Source organism: Sutterella wadsworthensis, from assembly GCF_003315195.1.
Classification (GTDB): Bacteria; Pseudomonadota; Gammaproteobacteria; order Burkholderiales; family Burkholderiaceae_F; genus Sutterella; species Sutterella wadsworthensis.
In genome coordinates this window covers 1-13,221 of sequence record NZ_QNRV01000018.1, presented here as the reverse complement: position 1 = coordinate 13,221, position 13,221 = coordinate 1, and the positions used below count along the sequence as shown (strand labels likewise).

Genomic DNA, 13,221 nt, shown 5'->3' with positions numbered 1-13,221 from the left:
TGGAATTCTCTGGAGTTAATACAAGATGATTGATAAGAAAGTAGTAGTGGTGGCAACCGGCGGCACGATTGCCATGAAGTATGACAAAGAAAAACACGGGTTGGTGCCGGCTTGCTCGGGCAAGGACTTGGCCGATGCCGTGCCGGGTTTGGGCGATATAGCCCCCCTGGAATTCGTGCAGTTTTCCAATATCGCTTCTCCAGGCATGACTCCGCAAAATATGTGGGATCTGCACTGCAAGATTGAAGAACTCCTGGCGCGTGATGATGTCGCAGGCGTGGTAGTGACGCACGGCACGGATACTTTGGAAGAAACTTCATTTTCCCTTGACATCACGGCGAAAAGTCAAAAGCCTGTGGTTTGCACGGCGGCAATGCGCGGTGCAAGCGATATAAGCCCCGATGGTCCCTACAACATCTATTGTTCGGTCAAAACGGCGGCTTCACCTCAAGCCGTTGGTATGGGTGTCATGGTGTGCTTGGATGAAATACTGCAGGCTCCCGGCGAAGTTATGAAGACTCATTCGGCGAATCCTGCTACCTTCCAGTCGCCGTGGTGGGGCCCGATTGGTTATGTGGATATTGATCACATCGTTTGGCGCCGTAAGGTGCTGGGCGTAAAACGTTTCCATCCGCAGGCGCTCACAGCTCGTGTGGATTTGATTAAGTGTATGACTGGCTCGACTCGCGATTATGTGGATTTTGCAGTGAATCAGGGCGTCAAGGGGATTGTGATTGAGGGTTTTGGCCGCGGCAATGTGCCGCCGGCCATGGTTCCAGGAATTGCTGATGCAATAAAAAAAGGCATTGTCGTGATTTTGACAACTCGTACTCCGGGAGGGCGTGTTCTCGATGTCTATGGCTATCCGGGTTCCGTTACCGATACTCGCAGTGTAGGTATTGCTGCTGCCGGTGAAATTTCAGCTGCTAAGGCTCGGTTGAAGCTGATGGTGGTCTTATCCGAATATCCGGAATACGCCACTCAGCGCGATAAGTTAGAAGAGATTTTTGATATCTAACGCTGGACGGTAGCGGCAACAGCTGAAAATAGGACGAAGTGAGTCATTCCTTCCTCTTTTTTCAACCAGAAAGCATGAGAGTTACTTATTTCTGTCATTGTCTAATGACAATTGGGGGTCGCATGTACGATCGTTTGTCTGCTCGATGCTTTATGCCATATCCCGAAGTGCCTGTTCCGCATGCCAAAGAAGGTTCATTAACTGGACTCACTTTTGCCGTGAAGGACATCTTCGATGTAGCTGGTTATCCAACCAGTGCGGGTAATCCCACGTTTCTCGCATTACAAGGTATCAAGCAAAAAACTGCGTCCTGTGTGGAAAAACTTCTGGCTGCTGGTGCAGAATTTCAAGGTAAAACCATCACCGATGAGCTGGCCTTTTCGATGCAGGGCGCAAATTTCCATTTTGGTGCTCCAATTAACGGCGGCGCACCGGATCGGTATACGGGAGGATCTTCGTCGGGCTCGGCCTCGGCAGTGTCTTGCGGGCTTGTAGACTTTGCGTTGGGGTCGGATACCGGTGGTTCAATCCGTTGTCCGGCCAGTCAATGCGGGGTCATCGGCCTTCGCCCTACCGTTGGGCGTGCCGCATTGGATCATTGCCAGCCGCTGAGCAAATCCTTTGACACAGTAGGCTTTTTTGCTCGCAGAATGGAGGTCTTTGAGAAGGTTGCAGCAGTGCTTTATGGGCAGGATGCCAATCCTGAGGACACTAAGCCTCGTTTGATTTTTGTCGATGATATTTGGACATTATTTGGCGATAAAGTCCAACAGGCGCTTAAGAAACCTTATGAGGCTGCGGTAGGTCTCTTTGGTAGCCCTGCATCAGGACAGTTCTCCCCGCAGGGCTTAGAGAGAACCTTCCTGGCGTTTCGTAAATTACAAACTGCCGAGGCCTGGGAGAGTGACGGGAGCTTTATTGAGACGTATCACCCAGTATTGGGGCCAGGGGTAAGAGAGCGTTTTATATTGGCTAAACAATGGCATGTGGAGGATTTATCGCCTGAACGGGAAATCCAAGCAGAATGCCGTGCTCATTTGACTGACTTGTTGAAAGACGATGGATTAGCAATTTTGCCGACAATGCCGGATGCGGGGATTCCTGTTGGTGCGAGTGAAACATTCGTGGAAAGATTCCGGCAGAAAGTGAGCATGTGCCTTTGTCATGGCGGTTTGTCGGGATTCCCATGGATTTCTTTGCCTCTGGGAACAATTAATGGGGCCCCTATTGGTATTTCTCTCGTAGGGCCAAAGGGAAGAGACCTGTGGTTGATTGCTCAGGCGGCGAAGTTGATGTTCATATGTTAACTGACAATATAAAGATGATAAGAACTTGTTTAAAGTCTTTTTGATTTTTCGTAGAAGGTGAATTTTATTATTGACTTAATCATAATCGTTTGAAAGTGTTTTTGACCCTCGATAAATGAAGTGCTTGACAATTCACTTTATGGGATATTGCCTGTAATAATTCAGGATTAACAATATTTCTAGGCTACTGAAAGAGAGAAAGTACTCGCCTCTATAGAAGCGAGTACTTCAGTGTGCCAGTAATCAAAGATTGAAATCACGTGCCAGGTGTTTTCTTAGTACTGCACGCAAAGCTTCGATTTTTTCGCCGTAGTTCGGATCAAGGTTTGAAGGTGTCCGATCGTTCACAAAGCGGCCGAGATTCTTCATGTCCTTGCCGACGGCAGCATCATCGTCAACGACTCGCATTGCAAACATCCAGGTTTCCCATTCCTGGGGATTTTTGTTGAGCGAATCGCCGCTCATGCCTTGCCCCATGCCGAGCCAGCCGGCATTCATAATTGTGTAGAAGGTCTTGCCGGGAAGCAGACCGACGCGTCCCTTCGGGCCGTCGTCATAAGAAAATCCCTTCGAAAACACTCGGAGCTTATAGCCTTTCGTGAACATCGGATCGGTGTCCTGCCAGTTGGGCTGAACAAAGATGATGTGATCGGCTTTCTTGACATAAGCCTGCTCTGTGAGCACATCCGTAGGTGTTTTCCCAAATCCGTCTTTGGCGTGATAGAACTCTTCGCGAGTAGTAATGAGCGGATTGAATTTGTTGGCAATGAGGTCACGAAGTTCAACTTCAAAGCCTTTTTCTTCGAAGAACTTCATGGCCGTGACGCAGAGATCATAGGTGACCGATTCGTGACGAGGATCGTCAAGAATGAAAAGCGCACGTTTTTTGTCTTTAGCGTCCGTGAAGCCGCTCGGCTTCCAATCCGTTTGGCGATACTGAACCGGAACGACCGAAGCAGACGTCACGGCATCGACATTGTCGGGAAGCCTGTCGCCGCCCTTGGCAGCAAGTGTTTTCGTGCCTTCGAGCACGGCTCCCTCTTGAGTTTTTTGAGCCGCGGGAACAACAGAAGCAGAGGTAACAGCATCAGCAGCAAAAGCTGCGGGCACACAAAATCCTGCTGCAACCAAAACAGCAATCAGTTTGAAAGGAGATGACATGCTCATCCTCCCAGTACCCACATTGATTGGCGCTGGCGCTTATTCCGGATCATTGCCGGGCACTGCTAGGTAATCAACCAAGCGGGTGAATTCCATTTTCTCATGCCGGTCTCCGATTCGCATAGGATCTTTCCCGATCCCAGTCGCTTCACCATTCTTATGGACGGTTTAAGGACAGCGCTTTTTATCGAAGGTTTATGAGTAGGGCTAAAGGTTGTTCAGGTTGACATTCGGGAAAGTACCAGTCGATCCTAAAATGTCAGGTATTCCTATCGTCGAATTATTTCGTCATGAGCAGCCCCGAGACTTCAAGCCTCCCAAGATCATTTTTTCAAGCGCTTCCGGACGGAGAAGTGCTGACCGCCTCTCATTGGGGGCTTTTCTACGCCAAAACCAAAGACGGCAGGCTGGTTGCTGTACGCCCGTTTGAGGGTGACCGTGCGCCGAGCCCCAACCTTTCGAGCTTAGTGGAGCACCCATATTCTTCCGCCCGCATTCAAACACCAATGGTGCGGCGGGGTTATTTGGAAAAGGGGTCAGCCTCTCGTGCCGGGCGCGGTGCGGATGAATACGTTCCTGTTTCATGGGACAAGGCTTTAGATTTAGCGGCCGGCGAACTGCGGCGGATTTATGAGACTTACGGTCCTTCGGCCGTCTGGGGGCGCAGCTACGGATGGAAGTCAACCGGTTCGGTGAATAACGCCATTGCGCTGATGCAGCGGCTGCTCTCTCTTTTGGGCGGATGGGTTGAGACCGGCAACAGCTACTCCACTGCAGCGATTTCGACCATCCTTCCGTATGCCGTCGGCGGGAAACTCTTTAAGCCTACCGCCTGGCCGGTCATCATGGAAAAGACCGAGCGCATTGTCTTTTGGGGATGCGATCCGCTCATTACCAACGATATCGACTGGGCAACGACGCTTCATCAGGGCATCGCCGAAATCCGCAGACTGAAGGACCATCCGCGTATCCGTACGATTGCGGTGAATCCGCTTCGGCCTAAAACGGCTGATGTTGTCGGCAGCCGCTGGATGCCGGTAAAGGCCGGGACTGATGCTGCGCTGATGCTCGGCATGATGTATGTCCTCATCACCGAAAATCGACTCGACCGGGCTTTCCTTGCGAACTGCGTGACGGGTTGGGATGAAATGGAGGCCTACATCCTTGGGACGGAAGACGGTGTGAAAAAGACACCGGAATGGGCTGAAATCGGCTGCGGAGTTCCCGCTCAGCAAATTCAATCGTTTGCACGAGAGCTTTCCGAACACCGTTCCATGATCATGTTTGGCTGGGGACCGCAGCGTGCCCGCTACGGGGAGCAGCCGCCCTGGATGGCGGTTGCGCTCGCCTGTGCACTCGGACAGATTGGTCTTCCCGGCGGCGGCATTGGGGTTTCATATCACTATGAAAGCGGCGGCTGGCCGGTTGGCAAAGGTCCCGTTTTAGGGCAGATTCCTGCTCGTCCCAAGGCAGTTTGGCAGTCCGCCGTACCCTGGAAGGGCAGCCGTGCCGTTCCGGTGGCGCGTATGGCTGACGTACTTGCCTGCCCGGGCAAAGTGATTGATTGGAACGGCAGCCGCATTGAATATCCCGATATCCGCTTGGTCTTCTGGTCGGGCGGGAATCCCTTTGCGCATCATCCTGATACACGAGCCCTCGAAGCAGCCTGGCGCCGTCCGGAAACGGTGATTGTCACAGATGCCTTCTGGAGCGCGACGGCACGTCATGCAGACATCGTTCTGCCTGCGGCGACGACCTTGGAGCGAAACGACATTTCGCCGATTGGAACGTCTACCAACGACGGCATCGTCTTCATGCGTCAGGTGATCAATCCCGTCGGAGAAGCACGAAGCGACTATGAGATTTATTCTGAGCTCGCCAAACGCTTGGGACTGGGAGACACTTTTACCGAGGGTCTGGATGAAGCGGGGTGGATTCAGAGACTCTACGAAGAGGCCGCAGCCGCTGGGGCAGCGCAGAATGCTGCGCTGCCGGCTTTTGCTGATTTCTTGAGGAAGGGTGTTCACCTCTACGCGCAGAATCCGGCGGAAACACGCTTCACGGCGTTTGCGGACTTCAGAGCTGATCCTGAAGCGCATCCGCTGCGGACGGAGTCCGGCAAAATTGTGATCTATTCCAAACGCATTGAAGCGCTTCACTATGCGGATGCTCCGGCACATCCAACGTGGATTCCGCCTTTTGCAGCGGATCAGACCAGCGTTCATGGTCAGGACGCTCAGGCTCAGGAGGAACGCAAGGAAGGCTTAGGCGATTGGCTCGAACTGGTGAGTCCCAAGAGCGGCGCCCGACTGCACAGCCAGCTCAATCCCGTGACGAGCGCTCGTTCCAATATTGCCGGACGAGAGCCTTGTGAGATGAATTCGGTTGATGCAGCCAAGCGCGGCATTGCCAACGGAGATGTTGTGAAAGTCTCGAGTCTGCGAGGGGCTATTCTCGCCGGCGCTGTCGTCACCGACGGCGTTCGGGCAGGGACGATCGTTGTGCGTCACGGCGGTTGGTTTGATCCCCAAGAGTCTTCAGACGGCGCAATTGATGCCAACGGCTGCGCCAATGTGCTCACGCCTGACGATCCGGCGAGCGCTCTCTCAAACGGCAACATTGCCTCAACTGCGCTGGTGCAGGTGGAGAAATGGCGGGGGGAGTTATTAGAGGTGCGGGCGTTTAACGCTCCGCACCTCGGTAAATAACTCGACAATTGCATTAAAACTTTAGTGTCGGACGAACTCTGCGGAGCTTGTCCGACTCATGCATCGGGAGGGAAGCAGGGCGGATCTGCTGCGAGCAGCGCCCTCAGCAAGGTTTGCAGACTGTTTCGCCAATCAGCGCTGCGGCCGTATCTTCTACAGACTGCACTTCGATGATGCGCTCGGCGATTTTCTCAAAAATGGGAGACCGTTCTTCGTAAAGTGCCTCTACGCCGCGAGCTTGAGAGAGCGGCCGCTGATAGGTGGAGAGGTGGTCGAGCGGCCTCTGTAGCCAGTAGAACGTGCCGTTGAGCGCGAGCCGCATACGGTTTTCGGGTCGCAGGCAGGCGCCTCCGCCCGTTGAAATGACGAGGCCGTGGCGTCCGGAGAGCTCTTTGATAATCTCGCTTTCAAAACCGCGGAAATACGCTTCACCGTCCTCGCGATAAATCCGTTCGGAGGATTTGCCGACTCGACGCTCCACGAGGGCGTCCAGATCGATGAAAGGACGCAGAAGCCTTGCCGCGACGCATTTGCCGATAGTGGTTTTTCCGCAGCCCGGCATTCCGATCAGAACAATATTGGAGGCTTCGCGGCGAATGTCGCACAGGATCGAGCGCGTCGCACAAAGCGGCAGCGTCCGACCGGCAAAGAGTTCCATCGCCTCGCGTGCGACAACGACGCGCAGTCCCAAAGTGGTGCGGGCTTCCAGGCCGCGCTGCTGCGCTTCCCAGATGAGCCGCGGGCGCACAGGTTCATCAACGGAGTCCAGTACCGCTTTGAGTTTCGGGAAGCATTGGAAAACTTCTGCCGATTCAATCGGCATTTGATCGGTGTTGGGGGCTCGGCCGAGGTTGGTGGCGTTAAAGAGCAGGCTGAAGCCCTCTGCGCCTTCGATACGCTTTGCGGCATCGGCTGAGAGCGGATGATCAATACGGATGACTTTAGCCTGCGGGGCGCCTAGAGCAGTTAGCAGCCGGGCGAGACCTGCGGCAAGCGGCTCCAGAGCCTCTTCAGTCAAAAAGAGCGCACGGGTTTGGCAGATGGTCAGCCCCATAGCGGGGAGCATCTTGAGCAGTCCCGTACCGATCGTAAAATCGCCGGTAATAGTGCCGTCGGTTTCTCGAATAAGAATGTTCGAGCAGTTGGTTGCACGTGCAGCAGGGAGCAAATGGTCGCATAAACGAGCAGCATCAGCCATGAACTTTGGATCGAGTCCAATCCCGTCCCAGCGCCCGTCACGAATGAAGCGAAGCGCATCAGTCTCTCTAAGGTGCAGAGGCTCAGCATTTGTCAAGCCAAATTTTGCAAGAAGCTCCGCACCGCAGGGGGCTGCGGGCGACTTGGAATGATCGGCAAACCATATCCAGCGAGGATCATCGGCGAAAGTACCTTTAAGCAGATCGCCGGTTAATTCTGTGAACGGAAGGTCGACTGTTGATCCGTCAGGCTCCTCGATGACCGCAAGTCGGTTGGATTCGCCTTTGCCCTTGCGGCGCCATGCCTTGCAGCTGCACGGAAGAGGCGTACGCGACGACATGCCCGCTGTCGTTGGAGCAGCAGAATCGTTCAGGCTGCGGGTTTCATGCGCCTCAGCAGCAGAGAAAGATGAACGATTGGTGTCGTTCTGAGCCATTTTTGGGGAAGTCAGTGCTTCAAAAGGAAGGAATGAATAGGAAGTCTAATCATCCGGCGATTGTTTGGCGGGGACGAGTTGGTTCCTTTTATTACTTATCAATCAAGAGGGGCTGGTAACCAGCATGCTCGCGTTATGTTGCTTCATGTAGGTAGTCGATGAAGAACTCATGTAAGCACAGGCAAGATTTCAATCAAGTCCCTATGCCTATTTGACAGATTTTGAAATAATCATTGGTAAAGATTTTGATGAAAGATATGGCTATTTCCTTAGCGAATAAATTCTATTGAAAACTTTACGTAATGATTTCTTCAGGAATATCAAGTTCGTTGCTCAAACTTGTTGGCATTGTAGTTTTCTTTCTTGTTTTTAAAGGTGTGTCCTTAACAAATGCAGCTGAACTTCGCATTGGTGTTACCTACCTGAGTGCTCCTAATCCGTCGTTGTCCATTATTCAAAAAACAACAGACTATCTCAACACTCATCTTGTCGACGGCGTGAGACTTCAGTTTTATGAGATTCGGGAGTTGGAAGAGGCTATTCGGAAACACGAGGTTGATCTGGTTCTTTCTGGAGCAGGCTTTTACCGCCGTCTGCATGATCACGGTCTCCGCATTCTTGCAACGCTTGTGACTGATCGAGGGCCAGACCCCGATCACAGCAACGGATCAGCGATGATTGTTCTAGCTTCGCGGAGTGATCTCAAAACATTGGAGGACTTGCGCGGTAAGACGTTGGCGGCAACAGTTGCAAATGGATTTCAGGGATATCAAATAGGTATGGGAGAGATTGCAAAGATTGAATCGCATCCATTTAAATTTTTTGGACGTACTCTCTTTGTTGGCGAGTCGTCAGGTCTTGATATGCGTCAGGTTGTTGATGCTGTCTTGGATGGACGTGCTGATGTGGGTTTCGTCAAGACCTGCTATATCGAGGACATCTTGACGGCAGGTACGCTGCCGCAGAAGCTTCGAATTCTCAATGCCAGACTAGGGCTCCCTCTGTCATGCTTGTCTTCAACGGAGCTATATCCAAATTGGTCGATTTCGTCTATGTCGACACTTTCGCATGAATTACGCAGGGAAATTACAGCACTTCTTTTGCAAATGCCGGAAGAGCAGGGTGGTACATACTGGACAGTGGCTGGAGATTATCGGTCAGTGGATGAACTTTATCGGAGGCTGAAGCTCGGTCCCTATGAACATTTGAATGATTGGACTCTGCTTCGGATTTGGCGCGAATTCTCTTGGCCGATTGTACTGTTGATCGGTGCCTTAGTGGGGTTAGTTCTGCATGTTATGCGTTCTGATGCGCTGATTGAGCGTCGCACAAAAGAATTGAATGAGATGTTTGCGGAAAAGGAGCAATTAGCGGAGAAGAACAAGGCATTTGAAGATGCAATGGATCGAATGCAGCGGGTGGGCATAATTGGGCAACTTTCTACACTTTTTGCACATGAACTCTCGCAGCCTCTGAACAACGTTGCTTGTTATGCTCACGGTCTCATGAAAGTGTTCACTAATGTGAATGGGGGTGTAACTATTGACAGTGTTAAAGGAGTGATTGAGACACCATTGAAGACCATTTCATATGAGGCGGAACGTGCAGCTCAAATCGTCGAAAAAGTTCGCCATTTTGCAAAACCGCAAGCGAGTGAACGTGTGCATTCTTCTTTCGTGAGGGTTGTCGCTGATGCAGTAGAGGAATTTAAGGGTGCTAAAGCCATTGAAATAACAATAACAGATGAATCTCAAGGTGTTATGGTTCAGATCGATCCAATGGCAATTAGATTGGCAATCCTCAACTTGATTAGGAATGCACAACAAGCAGTTGAAACGGCAAACAGACTCCCAGTCGTGACGATTCAAGTTGGGCAGATTAAGAAAGGGAATCACAATTTTGTGTTTGCTCGTATTCGAGACAATGGTCCGCGTATTGACGATGAGACCTTTGCACAAATGCAGACTCCGCTGTTCACAACCAAGCGGGAAGGTTTAGGGCTGGGGCTGCCGCTCGTTCATAGCATTGCTGAACGTTATGGCGGCTGGCTTAAGATTCGTCGTTGGGGTGATGACGGGGTTGGAGGATTAGAAGCGGAATTTGTAATCACATGCGAGCCTGAAGAGAGAGATTATGTTGAAACCGGAACATCAACCACTGATTAGAGTTATTGACGATGAAGAAGGTGTTCGCACGGCTTTGTCTTTCATGCTGACGAGCGAAGGATTCCGAGTCAAAACTTACGAGAGTGCTCAGACTTTTCTGGTTGACGATACTCCGTCAGAACCAGGGTGCATCATTGCCGATGTTCGTATGCCGGGTATGAGCGGGATTGAACTTTTTGATGAACTTCGTGCACGTTCATATCCTGTTCCTTTGCTTTTCCTTTCCGGCCATGGTGATATTGATATGGCAGTGAGTGCAGTGCTTCACGGAGCAGTCGATTTTGTGACGAAGCCCGTAGTCCCCAAACGTCTTCTGTCTGCCGTCGCCAATGCACTTGATAAGGACCGTCATGCTCGAGCTGGATGGGGTGTTCCGACTAACGCCTCAGCACGATGGAATATTCTCACCGATCGTGAGCAGGAAATTGTCAATCTGATCATTGCAGGACGGATCAATAGGGAAGTCGCTGATGATTTACATATCTCAGTTCGAACGGTAGAGGGACACCGGGCCACAGCCTTCAAAAAGCTTGGAGTTAAAACGCCGGAAGAGGCTGCAAATTTAAAAAAACAAGCGGAGGGCGAACTTTCCCCTATTAGTCCTAGTTCTTTGAGCTAACGCGAACTACGCGCGTAGTGCTATTTCGTATTTTTATTCGGGTGCTCCGGATGGTCGTTTCGGCCTGCGGTTGACCGCACTTGGAGACAAAAACGAAAGGAGAACAATGATGACTGATTTTTCTCGCCGCTCACTTTTGAAATCCGCCGTTGCCGGTGCAGTCGGTGCAATGACCTTTCCTGCGGTAGCTTCTGCCGCAGAAACGAAGTTTGACAAAGAAGCGGATGTAATTGTCCTCGGTTTCGGGGGTGCTGGCGCTGCAACGGCAATTACGGCTGCCGACAACGGTGCGAGTGTCATTATTATCGAGCGTCAGCCTCAGGCAACGCTTCGTTCAAACACTCGCATGTCGGGCGGTATTTTTCATTGCCCAGATAAAACTGGGGATCGTAAAGCATTGAAAGAATATGCTAAAGCGATGTTCTCCGGAGAAAATATTCCCGGTAAACTCGAAGGGGAACAGCCAGAGGTTTCAGACGGGCTTGCACAGGCTTGGGCTGACTATACGCCGAATCTTCTCGACTGGATGAAATCACTCGATCCGAAATTCCAAGCGTTTGCAACGCCTGGTTTTAAGGGCGCAGCATTTCCGAATTTCCCCGGTGCAAAGGATTGCGGCTATCAGGTCTATCGCGCTTCCTATCCGGATCGAGTGAATTCTGCTAAATCAACCTATAACTTCCCGAAGGAACAGTGCATGCAGGGTGAGGCATTCTGGAAGTGTCTCGAAACCGGTGTATTCAATAGAAAGGACAAAATTGCTGTTGATTATGAAACCCGCGGCCGTACGCTGGTCAAGAACGATAAAGGTGAAGTTATCGGCCTCATCGCCGAGAAAGATGGTAAGAAGGTAGCCTATAAAGCTCGTAAGGCTGTAGTTCTCTGTACCGGCGGCTATGAATATTCCAAGACGATGCGTCAGGCTTTCCTTGAAGGGCCTGGGGTTGAAGGATGGGCATTCTACGGCACGCTTTATAACGAAGGTGACGGCATTCGCATGGGGCTTGACGCAGGTGCAGGGATGATGAAGGCAGGCAAAGCCGCTTCACGCATCATTATGCCTGCCCCAATTCGTCACAACGGACTTCGTATCGGCATGATTACTCCGGTCGTCGGTTCTGGCCACGCAATTGTCGTGAATCAGCAAGGTAAACGCTATGCTGCTGAACATAAGGTGACGAAGGATCCGAGCCGTTACTTCTTCTATAAAGAGGCGGTGAGGTTCAATATCGATACGCTTGATTATGCAAATTCGCCATCATGGTTCATCTTTGACGAAACGCTTCGCAAAGCAAAACCCTTGGTCGGTACCGGTATTTCTACGCCGGGCTACGACTTCATAGATTGGGGAGCTAGTGACAATAGTGATGCCGTAAAGAAAGGGTGGATTCTCAAGGCTGACTCAATTGAAGAGCTCGGCAAGAAGATTCTTGAACAGAAGGATAATGGTGGCAAGATGGATCCGAAGGTCCTAGCTGAGACAGTCGCACGCTACAACGAATTCTGTAAGGAAGGAGAAGACAAGGACTTCGGTCGTCTCAAGAGTACGCTGCAGCCTGTGGCTGAAGGTCCGTTCTATGCTGTTCCGCTTGTTGCTGGCGGTCCGAATACCAAGGGCGGTCTTGCTGCCAACGCTAAGCGCGAAGTACTGGATTGGGATCTGAAGCCGATTCCGGGGCTCTACGCCGTTGGTGAAATTGCTTCAGCACTGAAGTTTGTTTATCAGGGCGGCGGCAACCTCACGGAGACGTTGGTCTTCGGCCAGGTTTGCGGCAAGATCGTTGCAACACTGCCAAATCGTGCATAAACGAAAATAGAACCGATTGAAATCGGTCATGTTGGGGGGAGAGAGCGAAATCGTTCCCTCCCCCTTCGAACAGAAGGGGACCCTTTATGAAATTCTTTCAAAGATTGACCGCCGCAATCTGCATTGGTCTGATGGGAGCGTCCGTCTCAGTAAATGCTGCCGAAGGCAAATTTCTAGCCGACCGGCACGTTGCGAAAGGGCTGCCTTGTACATCATGTCATGTGAAGGACGGCAGCGCGGAACTCAAAATTGACGATCAAAAGCACGAAGCCTGTGTTGGGTGTCATGGATGGTATGACGCTGTCTCCAAAAGGACCCAGCCGAAGAATCCTGAAGAAGTGAATCCGCATAGTCAGCACGATGGGAACTTACCGTGTACCGAATGTCACAAGGGGCACAAACCCGGAGTGAACTACTGTGGAGAATGCCATATGTATACATTCAAAGTTCCCTAGAAGGGGGAAATCACAAGCTCATCATTGCAATGGTTAACAACTGTTTGTTATGTGAGGCTGCTTTTCAATTACTCCCCAAACTCCCGGGGATGCACCTAGTCCCGGAACACTCGCGGTGGCAAGGGCAAACCTAACAGGGTAAAGAGATCTCGGATTTTCTTCGGGATCTCTTTTGTTTTCCAAGCGTTGCGATCCGTTGGTTTATTGGCCTTCAGATAACGCAGCTGCATAAAGGCCTTCGTCAAAGAATTGCTGGGCAAACGGTTCGTTGCCGTTTCGTTGCGCCGACATGCCATACGCATCATCAGGCGCAGTGACTGGGCCAATACCTGGACAAACAGCTTGCCC

At 51.4% G+C, this 13,221-nt stretch carries 9 protein-coding genes and 1 pseudogene; 7 read left to right on the top strand and 3 right to left on the bottom strand.

The window, feature by feature from the left end:
* Positions 1–25: 25 nt before the first annotated feature.
* Entirely contained in the window at positions 26–1,018 is a 993-nt protein-coding gene (locus DES29_RS07925) for an asparaginase (RefSeq protein ID WP_113854699.1), read from the top strand.
* Between the two features lie 122 nt (positions 1,019–1,140).
* Positions 1,141–2,325 (top strand): amidase, encoded by a 1,185-nt coding sequence (locus DES29_RS07920; protein ID WP_236578937.1) that lies wholly within the window; start codon positions 1,141–1,143, stop codon positions 2,323–2,325.
* Between the two features lie 243 nt (positions 2,326–2,568).
* On the opposite strand, the gene DES29_RS07915 is transcribed toward DES29_RS07920, so the two are convergent.
* Complete coding sequence (locus tag DES29_RS07915) at positions 2,569–3,486, bottom strand: NAD(P)H-dependent oxidoreductase (protein WP_113854697.1); 918 nt, start codon at positions 3,484–3,486, stop codon at positions 2,569–2,571.
* A gap of 353 nt (positions 3,487–3,839) precedes the next feature.
* Here DES29_RS07915 and DES29_RS07910 point away from each other — a divergent pair, with 353 nt between their 5' ends.
* On the top strand, positions 3,840–6,194 hold the full coding sequence (locus tag DES29_RS07910) for a molybdopterin-dependent oxidoreductase (protein ID WP_236578938.1): 2,355 nt from the start codon (positions 3,840–3,842) through the stop codon (positions 6,192–6,194).
* Positions 6,195–6,297: 103 nt separating this feature from the next.
* On the opposite strand, the gene DES29_RS07905 is transcribed toward DES29_RS07910, so the two are convergent.
* Positions 6,298–7,827 (bottom strand): shikimate kinase, encoded by a 1,530-nt coding sequence (locus DES29_RS07905; protein WP_021995471.1) that lies wholly within the window; start codon positions 7,825–7,827, stop codon positions 6,298–6,300.
* Between the two features lie 329 nt (positions 7,828–8,156).
* Between DES29_RS07905 and DES29_RS07900 the strand changes: the two genes are divergently transcribed.
* The 4 genes from DES29_RS07900 (at position 8,157) to DES29_RS07885 (ending at position 12,873) form a co-directional block, all read left to right on the top strand.
* On the top strand, positions 8,157–9,992 hold the full coding sequence (locus tag DES29_RS07900; RefSeq protein WP_236578939.1) for a sensor histidine kinase: 1,836 nt from the start codon (positions 8,157–8,159) through the stop codon (positions 9,990–9,992).
* Positions 9,961–10,611 (top strand): response regulator transcription factor, encoded by a 651-nt coding sequence (locus DES29_RS07895; RefSeq protein ID WP_016474450.1) that lies wholly within the window; start codon positions 9,961–9,963, stop codon positions 10,609–10,611. Before DES29_RS07900 ends, DES29_RS07895 begins: the two co-directional genes overlap by 32 nt.
* 109 nt (positions 10,612–10,720) lie before the next feature.
* Positions 10,721–12,418, top strand: coding sequence for an FAD-dependent oxidoreductase (locus tag DES29_RS07890; RefSeq protein WP_016474449.1), 1,698 nt, complete (start codon positions 10,721–10,723; stop codon positions 12,416–12,418).
* 86 nt (positions 12,419–12,504) lie between these two features.
* Complete coding sequence (locus tag DES29_RS07885; RefSeq protein ID WP_016474448.1) at positions 12,505–12,873, top strand: cytochrome c3 family protein; 369 nt, start codon at positions 12,505–12,507, stop codon at positions 12,871–12,873.
* 95 nt (positions 12,874–12,968) lie between these two features.
* Here the strand turns inward: DES29_RS07885 and DES29_RS07880 are convergent.
* Positions 12,969–13,221 (bottom strand): annotated as a pseudogene (locus DES29_RS07880) (IS1634 family transposase); the annotation flags it as partial.